Raw genomic sequence first — 20,727 nt, 5'->3', positions numbered from 1 at the left:
ATTCTGCTCCTGCTCTCGAGACGAGTGGAGAATCAGTGAACCGCGGCCTTCAGCTTCGCCAGCGAGTCGAGCCCGGCCAGTACCTCGGTGTCGGGGATGCCGAAGTCGATGAGGCAGGCGATCTCGTCCACTCCGGCCGCGCGCAGCCGGGCCGCCATGGCGGCCGTCGAATCCGGGGTGCCGAACAGGCCGTTGTTGCGGTAGTAGCGTTCGAAGGCGAAGTCCAGCACCTTGACCCGGGTCTTGGCGTCCAGGCTCTCGAGCGCGTCCGAGCCGCGCCGCCACAGGTCCACCGAATCCTCGAGGTAGCGCTTGAACGGGCCCTCCACGGTCCGGCGGACCGTCGCCTCGTCGCCGCCGAGGAAGGTGTGCAGCATGACGGTGACCGTGCCCGCGTCGGGGTCGTGGCCGTGCTGCGCGCGGGCGGCGCGGTAGGCGGCCAGCTTCTCGGCCAGCTCGTCCACCTCCTGGAACAGCAAGGCGGTCAGCACATTCACCCCGAGCGCCCCGGCCATCTCGAAGCGCTCGATCCCGCCGCTGCAGGTGAGCCAGGTCGGCAGCGCGGCCTGCACCGGGGCCGGGAAGATCCGCACCTCACGCTGCTCCCCGGCGCCGTTGGGCAGGGTGACCGAGTCGCCGCGCCACAGCCGCCGCACGGTCTCGATGCCGGAGCGGGTGAGCTCCACGCGGTCGGCGTAGTTGCCGGGGGCCAGCACGAAGTCGTCGGCGTTCCAGCCGGTGGCGAAGGCCAGGTCGACGCGGCCGTGGGAGAGGTTGTCGACGGCCGACCAGTCCTCGGCGACCCGGATCGGATTGTGCAGCGGCAGCACCACGCTGCCCGCCCGGATGCGCACCCGCTCGGTGACGGCGGCCAGCGCCGCGCCGAGCACCGATGGGTTCGGGTAGAGGCCGCCGAAGGTGTGGAAGTGGCGCTCGGGCAGCCAGATCGCGGCGAGCCCGTGCGCGTCGGCGAAGCGGGCGCTCTCGAGCAGCAGGTGATAGCGGTCCGCGTCGCGGCGCTGGGCGTCGCTGGAGAAGAACAGCAGACTGAATTCCAGCTCGCGCGGCCCGGAACCGCCGCCACCGCGCGGGTGCGCGGGTGTGTGCCCGTTTCCGCGCCGCCCGGTGGCCATTTCGGCGACATCGGCCAGGCAGAGACCGTCGAAGATGTCCTCGGCGGTGATCTCGGTGTCGTATCGGTCCTCGAGGATGGTCATCAGTTCGGCGGCCTTCACCGAGTCCAGGCCCAGCGAGGTGAGCGGGGAGTACGGATCCACCGAATCGCGCTCGAGCCGATCGGCGGCCCATTCCACGAAGAAGTCCAGCACGGTCGCACTCTCGGACGATGTACTCACAGCACGCTCTCCTCGAATGCCGTTGTGGACGAATAGGTTTCACGCAGCCGACGGCGCTGGATCTTGCCGCTGGTGGTCTTGGGCACCTCACCCTTGCCGACGAACACCACCCGGTGCACGCTGATGGCGTGCTCGCGGCTGACGATGTCGCGGATCGAGTCCTCCAGTGCCGCGGTGTCGACCTCGGCGGCCGCGGTGTCGTCGAGTTCCTGCACGACCATCACCCGGTCCTGATTGTCGATCTGGGCCGCGAAGACCGCGCAGCCGCCGGGCCGCAGCGCCGGATGGCCGCCGATGATGGTGCGCTCGATGTCCTGGGGAAAGATATTGCGGCCGTGGACGATCATGAGCTCCTTGATGCGCCCGGAGATGTAGAGCTGCCCCTCGCAGACGAATCCGAGATCGCCGGTGCGCAGATACGGCGTGCCGTCCTCGCCCTCGAGGGTCGCGCCGAAGGCGCGGGCCGTCTCGTCGGGCTTCTCCCAGTAGCCCGCGGTGATGCTCCCGCCGCGCAACCAGATCTCGCCGATCCAGTTCTCGGCGCAGCGGGTCCGGGCCTCGCGGTCCACCACGGCCACGTCCGGGCCGACCGGTCCGACCGAGATCAGTTCCCGTCCCGCGGGTTTGGCGATGGCGACACCGTTCTCCAGATCGGCGGCGGAGAAGTGCCGCGAGCGCGCACCCGCGCCGCGCGCACCGCCGTTGACGTACAGGGTCGATTCGGCCAGCCCGTACATGGGCGCGAAGCTGCTCGCGCGGAAGCCGCTCACCGCGAAGGAGTCCGCGAACCGGCGCAGCGTGGCCGGATCGACCGGTTCCGCGCCGACGAAGGCGATGTCCCAGCCGCTCAGGTCCAGCTCCGCCGCGGCCTCGGGCGAGACGCGCTTGGCGCACAGGCCGTAGGCGAGATTGGGGCCGCCCGCGACGGCGTGCTCGGTCTCGGCGATCACGCGCAGCCAGCTCAGCGGGTCGCGCAGGAAGGTCATGGGTGACATGAGGGTGCTGGGGAAGCCGACGAACATCGGCAGCAGCGCGCCCTGGATCAAACCCATGTCGTGGTAGGGCGGTAACCAGGAGGCGATCGAATTGTGCGTTGTGAGTTGATATTTCGACTGCAGTACGCCGAGGTTCTCCATCAGGTTGCGGTGGCGGACCATGACGCCCTTGGGCACCCCGGTCGAGCCCGAGGTGTACTGCAGGAAGGCGATGTCCTCGCCGTCGGGCAGCGATTCGGGCAGCGGTTCGAAACCCAGGACCCGGCCCGCGCCCTCGCTGTCGATGATCCGGATGCCGCCGCCGAGGCGGCCGCCGTCGACCGGCACCGTCGACAGGGGTGCGATCGCCGCGGTCGCGCCGCTGTCGTGCAGGATGGCCCGCAGCGTCGCGATCTGCTGCTCCGACATCGGAAGATGAACCGGCACTGCGATTCTGCGCGTGGTCATGCAGGCGAAGAACGCGCACACGAAATCCGGGCCGGGCGGGCAGAGCAGGGTGACCCGGTCGCCGACGGAGGTCTCCTCGATGATCCGCTCGGCCAGTCCCGCGACCCGCTCCCACAGCCGCTGGTAGTCGAAGAGGTCGTCGTCGGTCCGGCGTTCGACGAAGCGGTAGGCCGTCCGATGCGGGGTCTCCAGCACCCGCGCCGACAGGACGTCGACCAGGGTGCGGGCGCCGGTATCCCAGCGGTCCTGCGAGTTCCTCCGCAATCTCTGCATACGCCCGGCTCCTGTCGGATCCTGGGGCCGCCGTCGCGAGACGACCGTGGTCAACGGCCGCGTCGCGGCTGCGGCTAGACGAAAGAGCAGCTGAACGAACAGTCCAGGCCCCATCTTGGTGCTCCGGAGGCCACTCGGCAACATTCACGCAAACCATCGCGTGTCGGCCGCCGCCGCTGTTCGGGTCCAATGGCATCATCGTCGCCGGTCGATGTGCGCCCCTCTGCTCGCGCGGGAAGGTGGAAGTCCAGATGTCGAGCGTCGCCACCGAAGTTCTCGATCGCGAAGACCGCAGCGCCGCCACCGATATCGCTCCGCCGCGGTGGAAGCCATTGACGCGGATCGCATTCCGATTCAGTGTGGCCTACTTCGGGTTGCTGTGCCTGCTGTTCGCGCAGATCTTGCTGGTGTTCGCCGGACCCCTGTTCCCGCTGCTGGCCGCCCAGGCGGTCGGCGGGCAGATGGACTCGATCGACGACTTCGTGCGCGCGATCAGCACGCATGTCTTCGGCGTCGAGGTGGCGCCGCTGCGCAAGTCCTACAGCGGCGATCAGGCGCCGCTGTGGATCCTGGTGTTCTGCGTGTTCGCCGCCGCGGTCGCCCTCACCGTCGCCTGGTCGGCGCTGGATCGGCGGCGCGGCTCCTATCCTCGGCTGCACGCGTGGTTCCTGGCCTTCCTCCGGCTCTGCCTGGGCGGGCAGATGCTGATCTACGGGACGGCCAAGGTGATTCCGCTGCAGATGCCCCGGCCCACCCTGATCACCCTGCTGCAGCCCTACGGCGACTTCAGCCCGACCGGGGTGCTGTGGAATCAGGTCGGGTCCGCGCCGGTCTACGAAATGCTGTTGGGCGCAGCCGAAATCCTCGGCGGACTGCTGCTGTTCGTGCCGCGCACCGCGACCGCCGGGGCGCTGCTGAGCCTGGTGAGCCTGCTGCAGGTGTTCGTGCTGAACATGACCTTCGACGTGCCGGTCAAGCTGCTGTCCTTCCACCTCGTGCTGATGTGCCTGTTCGTGCTGGCCCCGCAGGCCCGGCGACTGGCGAATATGCTGGTGTTGGAACGGTATTCGGCGCCGGCCACCCAGCCGGATCTGTTCCGCTGCGGACGGGCCAATCGGATCGTCGCGGTGGTCACCGCCGTGCTCGGCCTCTGGGTGCTGCTCGGGGGCGTGCGCATGGCGTGGGAGGGCTACCGCACGCAGGGCGACGGCGTCGCCGAACCGCCGCTGTACGGCATCTGGGACGTCACCGAGTTCAGTCTGGAGGGCACCGCGCTGCCGCCGCTCACCACCGACGAGACCCGGTGGCGGCGAGTGGTTTTCGATACCCGAAAGGCGGCGGTGCAGAAGATGGACGACTCGATCGTCCCCGCCGCCGCGGTCGTGGACACCGGACCCGACACCCTCACCCTGTCCAGCCCCGCGGCCACCGAGCAGGCCCGGCCGAGCCAATTGCCGCCCTTCACCTTCACCTTCGCCTACGAGCGGCCCGAGCCCGACCGGCTCACGCTGCGCGGCGACCTCGACGGGCGACCGGTCACCGTCGCGCTGCACCGCCTCGACCCCACCGCATTCCCGCTGCGCGGACCCGCGTTCCACTGGATCCAGGAGTATCCCGACACCGGCAAGCTGATCCGCTGAGGGTCACTCCAGCGTGCTCTTGTGCTTGTCCTCGTCGTAGGGCACGAGCTCGCCGGTCCGCCCGTCCCGGACCAGCTCCACGAAGTCCGGATTCGCCAGCACCGCCCGCCCGACCGCGGCGATGTCGAACTCGCCCCGTTCGAACCGGCGCACCAACGGCCGTAACGACATCGCGGCCTCCCCCACCTTCGACAACCCGATCGACCCCACCGTGATCACGGGCCGCCCCGTCAGCACCTTCGTCCACCCCGCCAGGCCCAACTCCCCACCGGCCCCGCCCAACTCCGGGAACTCCGGCTCGTCGAACCGCCGCGTCGACGGATGGAACACCGCCACCCCGGCCTCCACCAGCGGCCGCAGCACCGCCTCCAGCGCGGCCGGTGTTCGCGCCATCCGCTCGTCGTACCGGCCGACCTCCCACTGCGAGAACCGATAACCGATCGGAACCGCGGGCCCGACCGCCTCCGCGACCGCCCCCACCAGCTCCGCCACGAACCCCGCCCGCGCGGGCAACATCCCGTGCGCCCCATGGATTTCGATCCCGTCGAACCCCGCCCGCCGCGCCTGCCCCGCCGCCGCCACATAATCCGCCACGGTCCGCTCGCTCTCCACCACCCCCGCCCCGCCGTGCATCAGCTGCGCGAAGATCGGCACCCCCTCGGTATGCACGGCCGCCACGATCTCCCGCCACCCCGCCTCGGCGCGCCCCTCCTGAATCCCCGCCACCCCCGACCCGTCCGCACCGCCGCCCTCCCCCACCGCGATCCCCTCGCTGATGATCAGCCCCACCCCGCCCGCGGCCCGCCGCCGATAGAACTCCCCCAACTCCGGTGCGGGCACCCCGCTCCGCGCCGCATACCGCGACAACGGAGCCATGGCGAACCGATTCCGCACCGCCACGGCCCCCACCGCCGCCGGCCCGAAAAGCCCCGAAACATCGACCTCTTCCTCGAGCGTGTTCCGCATGCCGCCCCACTCCCGTTTCCGATGTGGTGCCCAGCCGTCCGGACGAACCCTACCCGCCCCCGAATACAAGATCAGGGAGCTCCCACCGAGGGAAACCGGATGAATTTCCGCGGTGAGAGCTCCCTGATCGTGGTGGGTGTCAGGCGTCGTACCCGGTGGCGGCGGTGCGGACCTGGTCTACGTAGGTGGTGGAGTGGTTGTAGGCCAGGATGGCTCGGCGCCAGCCGGACGGGGTGGACAGGTCGCCGCCGGACGCGCAGAGATAGCGACCGGCCGCGAGGGCGGCGTCGTCGATATTGTCGGGGCTGCCCGAGAGGGCCGTTGTGGCAACGGGTTTGGCCGATTCCAGGGCGTGAGACAACGCCTGGTAGTCGGCGTCGGCGCGGATGCCCCAGTGGTTCCAGGTGTCGGGGATGAACTGGAACGGGCCCATGGCTCGGGCGTAGACCGTGCTGCTGGAGCGGTGGGCGGGGTCGAGGATGGTGGCGTTGCCCGCCGTGCCGTTGAGCGGGACGCCGCGGATCACCGGGCGCACCGAGCCGTCGGTGGCGATGGTCGCGCCGCCGAAACGGGCGTGATTGCTTTCCACGCGGGCGATTCCGGCCAGGGTGGTCCAGCCGAGGTGGCAGTTCGGCTGGGCCTTGGCCATGACGACCGTGGCGTAGCCGTAGGACTGCAGGGCGCGCAGCGGGATGGCGTATTTGGTGGAACGCGGGAGCGCCCAGTCGTGGAGTTGGTCGAGTTTGTGTTCGACCGCGTCCAGGCGGACCACGGGAACCGGGCCGCCGGTGCCCGGCGCGGCGGGGTCGGGGGTGCGGTCGGTCCCGCAGCCCGCGACCGTCACCACGACGGCCGAGGCCAGCAGGGCCAGACGCACCGACTCCGGGCCCCGGCCGTGGGTTCGCATCCGGTCTACCCGCACGCGTGCGGCGCGGGGGCGGGCGCGGCGGTGGTCGGCGCGACCGCCACCGTGGACGGCTTGGGCTGGGTCGCGGTCGACTTCGGTTGTGTCGCGGTCGGTTTCGGTGCGGCCACCGACGGCTTGGGCGCGGGGGCCGGTGCCTTGGGCGGGGTGGTCACGACCGGGGCGATCGGGTGCGGGGCCGCGGGCGGGAGGGTGATGTGCGAGGCGAGCGGCTGCTGGGCCGGGACGGCCGGGGGCAGCGCGCAGTGGTTCGTGGTGGTGGCGGGCACCGTGGTCGCGACGACCGGCGCGGTCGTGGTCGGCGCGGGCGTCGTGGTGGCCGTCGCGGGGGCGGGAGTTGTGGTCGGCGCGGGCGTCGTCGTGACGACCGGGGTGGTCGTCGTCGGGCCCGGCGTCGCCGGCGGAGTGGTGGTGTCCGTGGTGGCCGGGGTGACGGTGACGGTGCCCGGATCCGTCGTCGGGATCGCCGAGTCCACCGCATTGGCGAGCGAGCCCGGATCCACCGAAAGATTCGCGCTCACACTGATATCGAGGCTGGCCCCGGGCGCGGCGGTGGTGGTGTCGGTGGTGGTCGTGACCGGCGTGTCGGTGGTCGTCACCGGGCTGTCCGTGGTGGTGGTGTCGGCGGCCGTCGATCCGCCGTCGCCGCCGTCGTCGACCGCGGTGGCGGTGTCGGTCGACCCGTCGCCGGGGACGGGCTGGTCGGTGGGGGTGTCCGAGGTGTCGGCGATATCGCTCACCGAGGTCGAATCCAGCAGCGCCGTATGGTCTTCGGCGCTCGAGGACGACGCCTTGATATCGGCGACCCGGTCGTCGCCGCGCGATTCCGCCGCGACCACGGTCGCGACCGTGAGGGTCAGCAGCGCGGTCATGGCCATGGCGCGCGGCAGGTGCCGGGTGAGGTTGAGCTTGGGCTTGACGATGAAAGGCGCCGCGTCCGAATCGGTCCGGCCGAGGTCTTTGCTGTCCGTTGGTTCCACGAGATGGTGCTTTCTGTTCCCTGAATGAGTTTCGCGAGATCCGCCTCAGCCGCTGACGCTGGCCGTGCCGTTCTCGAGGTGCCCGGTGAATCGTTGCGACCAGCCCGAATCCGAGCTGACCGTGATGGTGAAGTCGTACCAACCGTGGTTGTAGGCAATGGCGTTGAAGTAGTCGCTGACCGTCTTGCCCGCCGCCACCGTGTAGGTCCACGGCCCGTCGGTCCGGTACTGGTTGGCCTTGATGGTGAAGGTGACCGAGGAGGTGCCGGAATTGGTCATGGCGAACCAGATCGCCAACTTTCCGGTATTGGGCGCGTTGGAATACGAGGAGGCGACCGCGACCGTCTTGCCCGCCTTGGTGACATTGCCCTGGAAGCGGCGCAGGAACCGGTTGGGCCCGACCACCGTCAGGTCGTAGGCGCCATTGCCGTATCCGGTGCCCACCTCGTAGAAATCGCTGGCATTGCCGCCCGCCCCGACCGTGTACTGCCAGGGCCCGCCGGAGCGAAAAGCGTTGGCGTAAGTCGCGAAATGCACCGCGCGGGTCGCGGGCGCGCCGACATTGGCGAAATTGATCCAGGCCCGAGCCTCGCCCGCCGCACCGAAGGTGAAGTGATCGAGGTAGGCGTTGGGCTGATACGGCAGCGCGCGAGCCGGGCGGGTGCCGGACTCCGGAGCGGGCAGCGCGTTCGAGGTCGGCGACGGATTGTGCTGCGCCGAACAGGTTGTCGGCCCGATCACCGTGGAGGTGTCCGGCAGCGTCGGCAGCCCGGTGACCGGGGAGGCGAAATTGAACATGCCGGTCAGATCGCCGCAGACCGAGCGCCGCCACGCGCTGATGTTCGGGCAGGTGGCCTTCTTGCCGAGCGCGGCGGTCCAGGTCTCGAGAAAACGCAGGACCGAAGTGTGGTCGAACACTTCGGAACTCACCCAGCCGCCCCGGGTCCACGGCGAGATCACGATCAGCGGCACCCGGAAGCCGAGGCCGATCGGCACCCCGTTGATGAACTCGTCGGCCGTGCCCGCGGGCGGAATCGGCGGCGGCACATGGTCGAACAGCCCGTCGTTCTCGTCGTAGTTGAGGATCAGCACCGTCGAGTTGAAGACGTTCGGATCGGCGTTGAGCGCGTTGATCACGTTGTGCACGAAGTGCGCACCGTCGTTCGGCGGGGCGTCCGGGTGCTCGGAGGAGCCCTGGTCCGGCACCACCCACGACACCTGCGGCAGCGTGCCGCCGACGACATCGGCCTTGATGGCGGCCACGATGTCGTCGGGGGTCTTGCCGGTGGTCGCGGGCACCGAGCCCATCCCGTTGACGGCCAGCGGGCTGCCGGGCGCGGCGTTCACGAACTGCTTGAAATACGCGAGTGCGTTGTCGCCGTAGTTGTCCGCCGCGTTCTGGTACAGCTTCCAGCTGACGCCCGCGTTCTGCAGCGCCTCCGCGTAGGTCTGCCAGCTCAGCCCGGATTCGTCGCCGCCGTCGCTGGCGGGTCCGCCGGCGGTGCCGGCCGGATCGATCCAGCCGCTCCAGTGGTAGGTGCGGTTGGGCCCGGTCGCGCTGAGCACCGAACAGAAATAGGAGTCGCCGATGGTCCAGTTGTCGGCCAGCGCGTAGTGGAACGGAATGTCCTTGCGCGCCAGGTATCCCATGGTGCGCACATTGCCCTTGGCCGCCACCCACGCGTCGAGGTGCCCGTTGTTCCAGGCGGCGTGCTGATCGGCCCAGGCGTGCGGCAGGTCGTCCTCGCACTGCGCCGCGGTCTCACCGCCCGAGCTGCTCAGCGCCCACGGGTATTGCCGCCCAGTGCCATTGGGCTGGTTGAACACGCTGTTGCCGCCCGCGATCTGGATCGTCGCGCGATCCCCGAACCCGCGCACGCCCTTCAGCGTCCCGAAATAATGGTCGAACGAACGGTTTTCCTGCATCAGGATCACCACGTGTTTGGCGTCCGCGATGGTGCCGGTGGCGGCATTGGCCACCGCGGACCGCAACGCGCCGCCGGTGACCACACCGGCGGCCGCCGCGGCGGAGGCACCGAGAAACCCGCGGCGATTCAATGGCGACAAGACCTGTAACTCCCGTTCCGACGAAGATCGCCAAAACGGTTACACCGCAGCGTGACCTGTTCCCGGCCCGATCCTGGCCGCGAGGTAAACCTTGTACTGCTACAGATGAATGGTCCGTTAACCAGCTGTTTTGCTTCAACCTGGAAGCGTTGTCCCCGTATCGAACAGCACTCGCGGTGCCGCGACGCTCACACCGGGCGTCGCATCGATCCCGGCGCGACCGAGCCGAGCACACTGATCAGGCACACGCCCGCGATGAGATTGATGGCGGCCGTGGCGATCTGGGCGCTGCGCTCGGCGGAGACGGTGAACGGCAGGATCACCGCCGCCGCGGTGGACAACGCCGTGATCCAATAGAAGAACGTGAGGGGGCTGGGCATGAACTCCAGCAGGAGATGCAGCAGTCCGGTGGCCAGCAGGGTGATTCCGGCCGCGCCCAGCGCGTAGGTGGTCGTGTTGGCGGTGCCGTACGCGCCTTCCCGCGCGGGCGCCAGCACGGGAATTCCGAAGACCCCTCGGACCAGCAGGATGGCGACGACGACGAGCAGGGCCATCACGACCGCGGTCCCGATACCCCCGGCCCACAGCCGACCCACGCGCACTCTCGGCGCCGGGGTGTACCCCGGCGGCGCATGCTGCGGCTCCGCGGGCGGCTGGTACGGCAGATCGCGACCGAACTCTTCGAAGTCGCTCATACCAGGAAAGGTACCCGCCGTCCGGCCCTTCGATGTGCGACTTGCGACCCTTCTGCCGGTCTGTGCGCCCCGTGGAGACTTGGCCCATCCGCACACCGAGGCGATCAGAACGACGGAGGAATCGATGAGCAATCCAACCGATCTCAGCCCATCCGAACGGCGACTCGCCGCCCGGCGCGCTCTGGACGACCTGCGCGACGATCGCGACGACCACGCGCTGGTGCGCGTCCGCTGCGGTCGAAGCCACCATGTCGCAACGGTTTTCGACACCGCGGCGGGTGCGGTGTACGAGTCGCTGATCGGGCCGCACGCGCACGGCCGCCGCGACTACATCGACGAGGCTCACCACGCCGACCGCCGCCACATCCGCTTCGTCGACCTGCTCGACGGCGATCGCTACACCGACGATGTGCTCTCGGCCCATTGCGAATGCGGCGATCACGAACTCTCGCGCGCCCGGCTGCGCAAGGCCGTCGACACGCACGAGCGCACGATCCAGCTCGGCTGACCCCCGGGTCGACCGGACCCCGGGTCAGGAATCGACGGATACCACGCAGTGCCAGCGGTCGCGTTCGGACTGAATTCGGATGTCGTGCAACGTGACCGCCGTCGGCACCGCGCCGCACAGCGTGGTGCGATCCAGATCCGCCAGCTCGAAGCGGACACGCCAGCCACTGTCGAGCCGCTCGACGGTCGTCGTGACCGGGATGCGGGAGTAGACCTCCATCTGGTGGTCGACCGCCTCGAGCAGGGTGCCCATCAGGTTCTCTGCGCGGTCGCGCGGCATGACCCACTCGATCGTCTCGCTGGGCTCGGGCCGCGGGCGCTGGATGAAACTGTCCACCACCGCGTCGATCACCTGGACCAGGCAGCGTTCACGCGTGGGAGCCCACGCCTCGACGCACAGGTCGTCGGGGCGCGGGATGTACCGGTATCCGGCTTCCGGGGCGGTCACCGCGGCTCCGCCGATGCGGTCGCGGCCACGTCGTGCAGGCGGGTGATGAACCAGTCGCGGGCCAGTTCCGCGGCCCGGCGCAGGGTGCCGGGTTCCTCGAACAGATGCGTCGCGCCCGGGACTTCCACCAGTGCAGTCTCGCACGACATCGCCTTGGCCGCTTGACGATTCAGATCCAGCACCACATAGTCGTGGCCGCCGACGATCAGCAGGGTCGGCGCGCGGACCGCGGCCAGGGCGGGACCCGCCAGATCGGGTCGCCCGCCGCGCGACACCACCGCGTCCACCCGCACGCGCGGGTCGGCCGCGGCGCACAGGGCGGCCGCCGCGCCGGTGCTGGCGCCGAAGTACCCGATCGGCAGGCCCGCGACGTGTTCCTGACGGGTCAGCCACGCGGTGACCTCGACCAGTCGCCCGGCCAGCAGATCGATGTCGAATACATTGGCGCGGTCCAATTCCTCTGCCGTGGTGAGCAGATCGAACAGCAGCGTGCCCAGCCCGGCCCGCTGCAATACCGCGGCGACATAGCGGTTGCGGGGGCTGTGACGGCTGCTGCCGCTGCCGTGCACGAACACCACCATGCCCACCGGATTCTCCGGAACGGTGAGATGCCCTGCCAGCTCGACCTTCCCGGCCCGCACCCGCACCTCGTCGTCGCGCAGCGGCGGATCGGCGGCCGGAGCCGATTGCGGCAGCGGCGCCCGCGCCGCGGCGTGATCGAGCAGCTCGACCACCTCGTCGTCGGTGGTCTGCCCGAAGCGGTAGTACCACTGGCCGACCGCGGAGAAGAACATCGGCTGTTCGAGGCAGATCACTTCGTCGGCTTCGCGCTCCACCGCGTGCAGCGCCTCCGGGGCCGCCACCGGTACCGCCAGCACCACTCGCGCCGCACCCTGCGCACGGGCCACCCGGCAGGCGGCGCGGGCGGTGGCGCCGGTCGCGACCCCGTCATCGACGATCACCACCGTCCGGCCGGTCAGCGGGAGGCGCGGGCGGCCGGCACGGAAACGGGCGGCGCGACGGTCCAATTCCGCGCGCTCGGATCGCTCCACCTGTGCCAATTCCTCATCGGAGGCCCCGATGCGGCTCACCACGAACTGATTGACCACCCGGACCCCGTCCTCGCCGATGGCGCCGAAGGCCAGCTCCGGCTGATAGGGCACACCGAGTTTGCGCACCACCAGAACATCCAGCGGTGCGTCGAGCGCTCGCGCGACCTCGTACGCGACCGGGACGCCACCGCGTGGCAGCCCCAGCACGACGACATCCTCACCGCGCAGCATCACCAAACGCTGAGCCAGGCGACGCCCCGCCTCGGCACGATCCACGAACACCATCGAAACCTCCTGGACGACCGGTCATTCCAGCGTCACAGCGTCGGACACCCGAGGGCAGATCCACTGGTCGCCGACGCGAAGGCCCTTGGTCCCTCGGGCAGGTCGATCGGTCAGCTGTCGGCGCGGCCGGTCGCCGATGTCCGGGCGATGACGATCGGGCATTCCACCGACTGCACCAGTGCTGCGCTGGTGGAGCCGAGCAGCATGCCCGCGAAGCCGCCGCGGCCATGACTGCCGACGACCACCAATTGCGCGTTCTCCGATTCGGTCAACAGTGAGCGCGCGGGCCGATCGCGGACCAGGACACGGCGAACCGGCACATCGGGATAGCGTTCGCCGTAACCGGCCAGGCTCTCGGTCAGCAGCGCTTCTTCGCTGTCCCGCACCGATTCCCACCCGACCGGGGCCGGTTCGGTGCCGGTGACATCGCTCCACGAGTGCAGCGCGACGAGCCCGACCTTGCGCAGGGACGCCTCCTCGAAGGCGAGCTCGAGGGCGGGCACACTGTTGGCGCTGCCGTCGACCCCGACGAGCACGGGCTTGCGCGCGGACACCGCGTCGGTCCCGGACATGGTGTGGATCACCGCGACCGGGCAGTGCGCGTGCTGGACCATCGCCGAACTCACCGAACCGAGCACCGCGCGCCGGAACGCACCGCGACCACGACTGCCGACCACCAGCGTGTGGGCCTGCCGCGAACGTTCGATCAGGCTGGGAATGATCGGCTCGAAGATCACCTCGGTGCTGATCGTGAGCTGGTCACCGGGCACGGTGTCGCGTGCGATGCGCACCGCGTCGGCCACGATCTCATCACCGGCCTCCTGCAACTGCTCGACCACTTCTTCGGTGATGAAAGGCACCGGGCCATAAGCGAACTGGAAGGCCTGGGAGATGACGATATGCAGCCTGCGCCCGTGCAGCGCGGCCTCGGCGGCGGCCCAGGCCACGGCCAGACCGGCCGTCGCCGAGCCGTCCACCGCCACCACGATCGGCGCGTCCGGCGCGTGCGCGAAAACTTGTTCGGCCATCATCGTCTCCCTTTCCCGGTCTCGGCGGCCAGGTCATGCCCATGACCGCGACAACACCCAGCATTGCCGAGACCCGCGTGCGCCCGGCGCGGCCGAAGGTCACAAGAACCGGGGCACTCGGCCCGTTTCCGGGCGCCGTGATCCGGTCCGGCGCGCCGACCGGGCGGCTGAAACTCGCCGGAGATCCTCGCCCTGATCCAGCGAGAGGGGCTGCGACGAAGCCCGAACCTCAGCCCCGGCAGGCGGGTGGGCGGTCCGCTCGTCACGGCCGGACTCGTCATCGACGGTATTGGTTCCGGAGCGGGGTGAATCATGGCCTCCGGCATGGTGGCTCAAGCGCCGGACCGTCCGATCCGCGTGGCGAGCAACCTGGTGAAGGCACGCATGCCCGCGACCATGTCGAAGGATTCATCGACGAGCCACTGATGTTCCAGGCCGAGGAAGGCCGCGACGATCACCGCGGCGGTGGCGTCCAGGTCGGTGTCGGCGGAGATTTCACCACGGGCGCGCGCCCGGTCGGCGAAGGCGACGATGTCGGCGCGCAGGCGTTGCAGCCGAGCCTTGGACCAGTCCGCCGCCACCTGCGCGTCCTCGCCGGGGGCGAGCGCGCACAGGTGGGCCAGCCGTATGACGTCGCGGTGCGCGAGGTTGGCCTCGACCTGGTCGACGATCAGGTCCAGGGCCGCCGGTAAGTCGAGGTCGGCGAATTCGACTGTGCGATCACCGGTTTCGCGGTCCTTCTGCCCGTGTTCCTCGAGCACCGCGGCCAGCAGCGAGCGCTTGTCGGAAAAATGGTGCAGCACCCCGGGGGCGGAGAGTCCGGCGCGCTTGGCCACAGCCGTCAGTGAGCTCGCGGCGTAACCGCGTTCGGCGAAGGTCTCCAGTGCCGCACGCAGGATCCGCTCGCGCGCTGCCCGACCGGCCTTGTCCGCGACCAATGTCCGCGCCACCGCGCCCTCCTCTGCTCCCCCACCGTTTTCGGTGCCGGAGGCGACAATAGCGCGGTGCACGGGCTGAGCGCGCCGCCCGTCCCGCGGCTGTCGGGGCCGCGGGACGGGCATCGCGTCAGCCGGTCAGTGGTGGCCGGAGCCGCTGGAGGAACCGCTGATCAGCGGCTTGAGCGGGAGCGGCGGGATACGCAGGTTGGCGTTCGGGACATCGGTGCCGTCCGGCACCAGCAGGCCGTCCTTGTCCGCGTAGGCGCTCTGCCCCGGCGCGGCCTGCAGGGTGGTGAGGTATTTCCACGCCCCGTTGACCAGCGCCGCGCCGCCCAGCCCGAGGGTGCCCACCAGCATGCCGCCGCCCGCGAAGGCCATGATGGCGGCCGGGGCGGTGGCCAGGCAGCCGGGGCCGACGATCAGGCAGGAGCCCAGCCCGATCGCCGCGCCGACCACCGCGCCGACCACGAATCCGCCGACGGTGCCGACCAGGGTGCCGGTGCTCATGTTCCCGGCGAATTCGTCGAGCGCCTTCTGGTTCTCCATGGGAGAAGCCACCGGGCGCAGGCCGGTATCCGGGGTCAGCGCCAGGCGGTGACCGTCGGCGCTGATCTGTTGCAGAATCGGGTGCGGGGTCCCGTCCAGATCGAAAGTCAAAGGCAATGACAGGATTTGGTTGCCACCGGCATCACGGACGAGTACCGATCCCGCATCCGGGGCGAGCGCGAAAGTGCCGTCGTCGAGCACGGTGACCGCCGAGTCACCCACCACGCCCGCGCGATAGCGCACTCCCGGGCCCTCGTCGGCATGGGCGGGAGCCGCAGCGATCGTCATCGCGCCCGCCGCGGTCAGTGCCGCGAAAGCTGTTGTGCGAAGCTTCATTCCGTTATCCCTGCTGGTTGTCGCGGTCAGTTCGCGGGGGCCGGGTCGCCGGTCCTGCCCTGCACGTACGGCGCGTACTTGCTGGTGCCGGGCGCGGCCTGCATGACGGAGAAGTACGTCAGAGCGGCGGCGATGGCGGTCGGACCGCCGCCGAGAACCAGTCCGGCCAGACCGCCGGCCGCGGCGACCAAGCTGATGATCGGCAGCGCGGTGATCACGCAGCCCAGGCTCAGCGCCAGACAGGAGGCGCCGGCCACCGCGACACCGACGCCGATTCCCGCGACCGCGCCGATGGCGGTGCCGATGAGGCTGCCGATCGAGGTGCCCAGGCTGACGGAGTTGATGAGGTCGTTCATGGCCAGCTGGTTCTCCACCGGCGACGCGACCGGCTTCAGCGCGGTGCGGTCCAGCGTGGTGAGATCCGGCAGCAGGCGCAAAGTGCGGCCGTCATCGGCGATCTGTTGCACCAGCGGCAGGTGCTGGCCGTCGAGGGTGAAGGACAGCGGCAGGCTCTCGATGGTCCTGCCCGCGATGTCACGGATCGCGACCGACTGCCGGTCCCCCGACAATGCGAAGCTGCCGTCGGTGAGCGTCGTGACCACAGCATTGCCGTCGAGGTCGGAGTGGTAGCCGACGGCCGGTGGCGCGGTTTCCGGGGCCGCGGTGGCGGTGGCGGCGGCTCCGACGACGCCGGCGGCCACGACGGCCGTGGTCAGGGTTGCGAGGCGAATGTTCATGCGTGTTTCCTCATCTCACGCACCGGCCGCGGTTCGCAGGGGGAGACCGTCGGTCGATGACTGGGCCCGCGAGTGCGGGAATCGGCTACGAAGCGCGAATCACGTTCCGGCACTGAGGCCTCGGCTTGTGACCGTCATTACGATCCGCCGTCTTCGTGATTTGAGACACTAGCCGACTTAACGCTCGTTCTGCCAGCGTTTTCTCGAGGCTTTTTCAATCGATTTCCGTCGCGAAATACACGCACAACGCAGACTGCCCGCCGACGCTGATGCGTTCGGCGGGTTGGTCTTTCGCGCTATGAGAGGCTCAGACGATGTCGGTCACGGCGGATATCCTCAGATCGGTATTGCTGCGCCCGGCGTGCACCCGGTAGCGGCCGGGTACGAATTGCCATGCGCCGCTGGTCTCGTCCCAGATCCGGAAGGCGCGGTCGGGCAATGTCAGGGTGAGTTCGGTTGTCTCGCCGGGTTCCGCGGCTGCCACGGTGAAATCGGCCAGCCAGTTTCGTGGTCGACGATCATCGGGTTCGGACGGTGCGAGATAGATTTGAACGACTTCCCGACCGGGCCGAGATCCGGTATTGCGCAATCTGATTCGCACTGTGCGGTCGGATGTCTCGATGGACTCGTAATGCCAATCGGTATAGCCGAGTCCGTGACCGAACGGGTAGGCCGGTGCGATATCGTGCCGCTGCCAGGCTCGGTATCCGATGAAAATTCCTTCGTCATAACGCAATACACCGTCTTCGGGGGTCACCTCGCGGACCGGCGCGTCGGCCAGCCGGACGGGCCAGGTGGTCGGCAGCCGACCGCCGGGTTCGGTGCGGCCCAGCAGCACGTCCGCCAATGCGGCACCGCCCTCCTGGCCCGGGAACCAGCTCAGCAGGATCGCGGAAACCTCGTCCCGCCAAGGCATCTCGACCGGTGATCCGCTGTTGACCACCACCACGGTGCGCGGATTGACGGCGGCGACCCGGGTCACGAGTTCATCCTGCCGACCCGGCAGTCGCAGATCGGCGCGGTCGAAGCCCTCACTCTCCTGCGCGGTCGTGGTCGCGACCACGACGACCGCGATATCGGCGACGGCAGCGGCGGCGACGGCTTCCTCGATCAGGGTGTCGTCGTCGAGGCGCGGTTCGCGCATGGCCAGCGTGAAGCTGATGCCCCGGATCGGGCCGATCGCGCCCTGCGGCGTGGTGTTCAACAGACTGACCGGCACCGGTTCACCGGCGGTCAGCATCACCGAACCGTGCGGAGTCGGCGGGCCGGTGAGCGCCTCGAAAGGATCTGCATGCTCGGGCAATTCGTGCACGCCGTCGAACAACTCCCGATCGGCGACGGCGAGCCGGAACGCGCCGAGGCCGCCGAGGCCGAATTCGTGCGGACCGGATTCGCGCGGGGTGAAGGTGCCGACGATCTCCACCGACGCCACCGCGTCGTAGTCCGCTCCGCCAGGTAGCGCATTGTCCGTCCAGCGCACCCGGGCGACAGTCAGCGGCTGTTCGGCAAGCACCCAGCCCTCCGCATCGCGGAGGATCGCCCGCAGGTCGAACCCGCCGCCGGCGAGCTCGAGCCCCTGGTTGGGGTCGGCGCCGACCGTGTAGGTCACCACACCTTCCGGCAGTGCGGCGCGCAGTCCGTCCAGCGGTGACACCACCCGGGCTGGGAACACCGTCGCCGATCCGCCCCCGAGCACTCGCGCGTCCCGGGCCGCACTGCCGATCAACGCTATCGAGCCGACCCGGTCCGACAGCGGAAGCACCCGGTTCTCGTTGCGCAGCAGCACCATCGAACGGGCAGCCAGCTCCCGCGCGGTCTCGATGCCGTCCGGCGGCGTGGGTCGCGCCGCACCAGCAACCGCGGGCTCGGCGCCATCGAGCAGCCCCAACCGCGCTGCCAGCAGCAGCACCCGGCGAACGGCGTCGTCCACCGTCGCCTCGGCCACCCGCCCCTCCCGCACGGCCAGCGCGAGTGCCGCGCCGAACACCGTGTAGGGACCGGGCATGGCGATATCGGTACCGCCCACCACCGCGCCGACGGTGTCGCGCGCGGCGAGCCAGTCCGAGACCACGACGCCGTCGTAGCCCCATTCCCGGCGCAGCAGATCGACTTGCAGGGCACCGTTTTCGGTCATGGTGACGCCGTTTACTCCGTTGTAGGCCGACATCAGGGCCCACGGCCGCGCGGTCGCGATGATCTCCTCGAACGGCGCGAGATACAACTCTCGCAACGCGCGTTCGGAGACCTCGTTGTTCACGGTGAAGCGCTGGGTCTCGGCGTCATTGGCGACGAAATGCTTGATGGTCGCCGCGACGCCGCATTCCTGCACACCGGTCACATAGCCCGCGCCGATGGCGGCGGTGAGCAGCGGGTCCTCCGAGTACGCCTCGAAATGCCTGCCGCCCACCGGGGATCGATGCAGATTGATGGTCGGCGCGAGCAGCATGTGCACGCCCTTGCGGTGCGCCTCGGCGGCCAGCACCTGCCCGGCGCGGCGCGCCAGCTCCGGATCCCAGGTCGCGGCCAGCGCGGTCGGACTGGGCAGCGTGAGCGAGGGATCGTCCGCGCTCCACCCGCCGCCCCGGACTCCGACCGGCCCGTCGGACATCACCAGCGAGCGCAGCCCGATCTTGGGCAGCGCGCGCAGCGACCACAGGTCCTGCCCCGCCAACAACGCTGCCTTGTCGTCGAGGTCCAATGCGGCCAACGCGGATTCGACGATGGCCGAATATCCGGTGGTGGTGTCGGAGACAGTCATTCGGTGTGCTTTCCAGTAGGGGCGTCGCAGGCGCGCTCAGCGGCCAATTCGGCGGTGAGTGCGGCGGATTCGCGCCGGTATGGCCGGTAGAGGAGGGTCATGAGCAGTCCGTTGGCCAGGGAGGTCACCACGGCCAGCCAGAGCACCGCCGCCCGCAGGCCGAACGCGTCGCCGGCGTAGCCGATCAGCACGGTGCCGGCAGCCCAACCCAGGGCCTCCGCACTGAGGAGCAAAGAGAAGGCGGCACTGCGTAATTCGGGACGGGTCACCGAGGTCAGGATCGGGCGGTTGCTGCCCGGGCCGAAACCCTGCGTCAGGCCCACCATCGCGAACATGATCGCGTACACCCAGATCGAGGGCCATCGGATCTGGGTGGCCAAGGCGGTCGCCGCCGCCCATGCCAGCACCGACGCCTGCCACACCGCCACGCGCCCGCCGCCGGGGAACCGGGCGCCGGCGCGGTCGCCGACGTAACCGCCGAGCACGGTGCCGACCACGTACATGAGCATCGCGACCGGGCTGACCAGTGCGGCCTGTGCGGTGCTGAAATGCCGGACGTCGACCATGAAGACGACGCCGAAACTCAGGAAGGCCAACTGCGGGGTGGTGACCCGCTGCGCCATGATCACCCACAGGGTGCGGGAGCGCAACGCCGCCAGCACCTGTCGGCGGCCGGGGGTGGCGGCGACCGGTGCGTGCGCCACTCCGTCGGCCGCTCCGATGCGCGGATCGACGAAATACCGCCACACCAGCAGACCGCAGCCGATGGTGACCGCGCCGACGATGAAAAAGCCATAACGCCAGCCGTTCTCGACCCGTGAGAGCTGACCGAACAGCGGCGTGAGGATCGCGCCGGTCACCGCGAATCCGGCATAGAGCCAGCCCGCCGCACGGCCTCGACGCCGATCCGGGAACAGGTCCGACAGGATGCCGTTGATCAGCGGACCACCCGCCGCGAAGCCCACGGCGGCAATCGAATACAACGCGAACAGCTGCGCGTAGTTCTGCGAGCACCCGGCCGCGACCGACCACACACCCCACAATCCGCAGAACACCACCAGGATCCGCTTGCGCCCGTATCGCACCGCCACGGCCACCCAGATCGGGCCGAAGATCATGGTCAGGATCTTGCTGACCGCCAGCATGTTTCCCAGCGCCGACAGCTTCAGATCCAGCGCCGCCCGCACCGCGGGAAACAGCGTGGACATCACCGCGCCCTCGCTGTTGTCCATACTGATCAGCCCGCTCAGCAGCGCCAGCTGCCGCCAGGCGCGGCGGTTCTCGCCCGGGGACGCGGTATCGGCGGGCACGTCCGTGTCGGCATGTCCGTCGGGTCCGGGCGATGCGGCCGCAACCGGCATGGCGGACGTGCCGATCGATCCGCCCGCATCGGCCATCGCGGACGGTCCGGCGTCCGCCGGTGCCGCGTCCGCGAACGACCCGGACGGTGCAACCTCACCGGGCCTGAATGAAAACTGCTGCATGGGTGTTCTTTTCGTCGTATGGGAACGTCTCGGGACGGCGGCCGATGGCTCGCCCGTATCCGCCACGCGAGGCCATGGGCACTCGCGCGGCGTTCCAGCGCTGCCTCGGCGTGAGCTTCCCGATGGCGGTGAGCGCCCTGGGCCGGGGTGCAGGCCGCACCGGAGCCTCGGACATCACGCCGCTGCGTCCCTCCGCGGAAACGGAGACCGCGACGGCGGGCGGGTACAGGTCCGGTGGGTGCACCGCGCGGGCGTGGGTCATGTC

18 protein-coding genes are annotated in these 20,727 nt (G+C 69.7%); 2 read left to right on the top strand and 16 right to left on the bottom strand.

Features of this window, described 5'->3' with window-relative positions; genetic code table 11:
- Window positions 1-32: 32 nt before the first annotated feature.
- Together GPX89_RS06850 and GPX89_RS06845 are read right to left on the bottom strand one after the other, a co-directional pair.
- Window positions 33-1,355, bottom strand: a complete 1,323-nt coding sequence (locus GPX89_RS06850) for a MupA/Atu3671 family FMN-dependent luciferase-like monooxygenase (RefSeq protein ID WP_328601577.1) — start codon at window positions 1,353-1,355, stop codon at window positions 33-35.
- On the bottom strand, window positions 1,352-3,070 hold the full coding sequence (locus GPX89_RS06845; protein ID WP_157355778.1) for a fatty acyl-AMP ligase: 1,719 nt from the start codon (window positions 3,068-3,070) through the stop codon (window positions 1,352-1,354). The genes GPX89_RS06850 and GPX89_RS06845 overlap by 4 nt, the downstream gene beginning before the upstream one ends.
- Before the next feature lie 251 nt (window positions 3,071-3,321).
- Between GPX89_RS06845 and GPX89_RS06840 the strand changes: the two genes are divergently transcribed.
- Window positions 3,322-4,710: a DoxX family protein gene (locus GPX89_RS06840; protein ID WP_157355777.1), complete on the top strand. Its 1,389-nt coding sequence runs from the start codon at window positions 3,322-3,324 to the stop codon at window positions 4,708-4,710.
- Window positions 4,711-4,713: 3 nt separating this feature from the next.
- Here GPX89_RS06840 and GPX89_RS06835 read toward each other — a convergent pair whose 3' ends face one another.
- The 5 genes from GPX89_RS06835 to GPX89_RS06815 form a co-directional block, all read right to left on the bottom strand.
- Window positions 4,714-5,676 (bottom strand): oxidoreductase, encoded by a 963-nt coding sequence (locus GPX89_RS06835; RefSeq protein ID WP_157355776.1) that lies wholly within the window; start codon window positions 5,674-5,676, stop codon window positions 4,714-4,716.
- Between the two features lie 139 nt (window positions 5,677-5,815).
- Window positions 5,816-6,583 (bottom strand): lytic transglycosylase domain-containing protein, encoded by a 768-nt coding sequence (locus tag GPX89_RS06830; RefSeq protein ID WP_157355775.1) that lies wholly within the window; start codon window positions 6,581-6,583, stop codon window positions 5,816-5,818.
- 5 nt (window positions 6,584-6,588) lie between these two features.
- Window positions 6,589-7,581, bottom strand: a complete 993-nt coding sequence (locus tag GPX89_RS06825; protein WP_157355774.1) for a hypothetical protein — start codon at window positions 7,579-7,581, stop codon at window positions 6,589-6,591.
- A gap of 45 nt (window positions 7,582-7,626) precedes the next feature.
- Window positions 7,627-9,648: a phosphocholine-specific phospholipase C gene (locus GPX89_RS06820; protein WP_157355773.1), complete on the bottom strand. Its 2,022-nt coding sequence runs from the start codon at window positions 9,646-9,648 to the stop codon at window positions 7,627-7,629.
- A 188-nt stretch (window positions 9,649-9,836) separates the two neighbouring features.
- Window positions 9,837-10,343, bottom strand: coding sequence for a DUF6069 family protein (locus GPX89_RS06815; RefSeq protein WP_157355772.1), 507 nt, complete (start codon window positions 10,341-10,343; stop codon window positions 9,837-9,839).
- Window positions 10,344-10,467: 124 nt separating this feature from the next.
- Here GPX89_RS06815 and GPX89_RS06810 point away from each other — a divergent pair, with 124 nt between their 5' ends.
- On the top strand, window positions 10,468-10,851 hold the full coding sequence (locus tag GPX89_RS06810) for a hypothetical protein (RefSeq protein ID WP_157355771.1): 384 nt from the start codon (window positions 10,468-10,470) through the stop codon (window positions 10,849-10,851).
- A gap of 24 nt (window positions 10,852-10,875) precedes the next feature.
- Here GPX89_RS06810 and GPX89_RS06805 read toward each other — a convergent pair whose 3' ends face one another.
- The 9 genes from GPX89_RS06805 to GPX89_RS06765 all read right to left on the bottom strand — a co-directional run bounded on the left by GPX89_RS06805 (window position 10,876) and on the right by GPX89_RS06765 (window position 20,724).
- Complete coding sequence (locus GPX89_RS06805; RefSeq protein ID WP_157355770.1) at window positions 10,876-11,298, bottom strand: archease; 423 nt, start codon at window positions 11,296-11,298, stop codon at window positions 10,876-10,878.
- Window positions 11,295-12,635 (bottom strand): phosphoribosyltransferase family protein, encoded by a 1,341-nt coding sequence (locus GPX89_RS06800; RefSeq protein WP_157355769.1) that lies wholly within the window; start codon window positions 12,633-12,635, stop codon window positions 11,295-11,297. Before GPX89_RS06800 ends, GPX89_RS06805 begins: the two co-directional genes overlap by 4 nt.
- 110 nt (window positions 12,636-12,745) lie before the next feature.
- Window positions 12,746-13,663 carry a universal stress protein gene (locus GPX89_RS06795; RefSeq protein ID WP_157355768.1) on the bottom strand — a complete coding sequence of 306 codons (918 nt, stop codon included), beginning with the start codon at window positions 13,661-13,663 and terminating at the stop codon, window positions 12,746-12,748.
- A 332-nt stretch (window positions 13,664-13,995) separates the two neighbouring features.
- Window positions 13,996-14,613 carry a TetR family transcriptional regulator gene (locus GPX89_RS06790; RefSeq protein WP_198347281.1) on the bottom strand — a complete coding sequence of 206 codons (618 nt, stop codon included), beginning with the start codon at window positions 14,611-14,613 and terminating at the stop codon, window positions 13,996-13,998.
- Between the two features lie 123 nt (window positions 14,614-14,736).
- Window positions 14,737-15,483 (bottom strand): hypothetical protein, encoded by a 747-nt coding sequence (locus GPX89_RS06785; RefSeq protein WP_157355766.1) that lies wholly within the window; start codon window positions 15,481-15,483, stop codon window positions 14,737-14,739.
- A gap of 26 nt (window positions 15,484-15,509) precedes the next feature.
- A complete protein-coding gene (locus GPX89_RS06780; RefSeq protein WP_157355765.1) occupies window positions 15,510-16,220 on the bottom strand; it encodes a hypothetical protein in 711 nt (236 codons plus the stop codon).
- A 307-nt stretch (window positions 16,221-16,527) separates the two neighbouring features.
- Window positions 16,528-18,978 (bottom strand): beta-glucosidase H, encoded by a 2,451-nt coding sequence (locus GPX89_RS06775; RefSeq protein ID WP_157355763.1) that lies wholly within the window; start codon window positions 18,976-18,978, stop codon window positions 16,528-16,530.
- Window positions 18,975-20,375, bottom strand: a complete 1,401-nt coding sequence (locus GPX89_RS06770) for an MFS transporter (RefSeq protein ID WP_157355761.1) — start codon at window positions 20,373-20,375, stop codon at window positions 18,975-18,977. The genes GPX89_RS06775 and GPX89_RS06770 overlap by 4 nt, the downstream gene beginning before the upstream one ends.
- 58 nt (window positions 20,376-20,433) lie before the next feature.
- Entirely contained in the window at window positions 20,434-20,724 is a 291-nt protein-coding gene (locus GPX89_RS06765; RefSeq protein ID WP_157355759.1) for a hypothetical protein, read from the bottom strand.
- Window positions 20,725-20,727 lie beyond the last annotated feature (3 nt).

Origin of the sequence: Nocardia terrae (assembly GCF_009760405.1) — a bacterium.
GTDB classification, from domain to species: Bacteria; Actinomycetota; Actinomycetes; order Mycobacteriales; family Mycobacteriaceae; genus Nocardia; species Nocardia terrae.
Note: the sequence above shows the minus strand (reverse complement) of the source record. Positions and strands in the feature narration are given on the sequence as shown.

What these genes read in the sequence shown, in the direction of transcription:
- GPX89_RS06815 (WP_157355772.1), bottom strand. Translation starts at nt 10,343, where the DNA reads ATGAGCGACTTCGAAGAGTTCGGTCGCGATCTGCCGTACCAGCCGCCC.
- GPX89_RS06780 (WP_157355765.1), bottom strand. Translation starts at nt 16,220, where the DNA reads ATGAACATTCGCCTCGCAACCCTGACCACGGCCGTCGTGGCCGCCGGC.
- GPX89_RS06835 (WP_157355776.1), bottom strand. Translation starts at nt 5,676, where the DNA reads ATGCGGAACACGCTCGAGGAAGAGGTCGATGTTTCGGGGCTTTTCGGG.
- GPX89_RS06775 (WP_157355763.1), bottom strand. Translation starts at nt 18,978, where the DNA reads ATGACTGTCTCCGACACCACCACCGGATATTCGGCCATCGTCGAATCC.
- GPX89_RS06830 (WP_157355775.1), bottom strand. Translation starts at nt 6,583, where the DNA reads ATGCGAACCCACGGCCGGGGCCCGGAGTCGGTGCGTCTGGCCCTGCTG.
- GPX89_RS06840 (WP_157355777.1), top strand. Translation starts at nt 3,322, where the DNA reads ATGTCGAGCGTCGCCACCGAAGTTCTCGATCGCGAAGACCGCAGCGCC.
- GPX89_RS06770 (WP_157355761.1), bottom strand. Translation starts at nt 20,375, where the DNA reads ATGGCCGATGCGGGCGGATCGATCGGCACGTCCGCCATGCCGGTTGCG.
- GPX89_RS06800 (WP_157355769.1), bottom strand. Translation starts at nt 12,635, where the DNA reads ATGGTGTTCGTGGATCGTGCCGAGGCGGGGCGTCGCCTGGCTCAGCGT.
- GPX89_RS06845 (WP_157355778.1), bottom strand. Translation starts at nt 3,070, where the DNA reads ATGCAGAGATTGCGGAGGAACTCGCAGGACCGCTGGGATACCGGCGCC.
- GPX89_RS06810 (WP_157355771.1), top strand. Translation starts at nt 10,468, where the DNA reads ATGAGCAATCCAACCGATCTCAGCCCATCCGAACGGCGACTCGCCGCC.
- GPX89_RS06785 (WP_157355766.1), bottom strand. Translation starts at nt 15,483, where the DNA reads ATGAAGCTTCGCACAACAGCTTTCGCGGCACTGACCGCGGCGGGCGCG.
- GPX89_RS06765 (WP_157355759.1), bottom strand. Translation starts at nt 20,724, where the DNA reads ATGACCCACGCCCGCGCGGTGCACCCACCGGACCTGTACCCGCCCGCC.
- GPX89_RS06795 (WP_157355768.1), bottom strand. Translation starts at nt 13,663, where the DNA reads ATGGCCGAACAAGTTTTCGCGCACGCGCCGGACGCGCCGATCGTGGTG.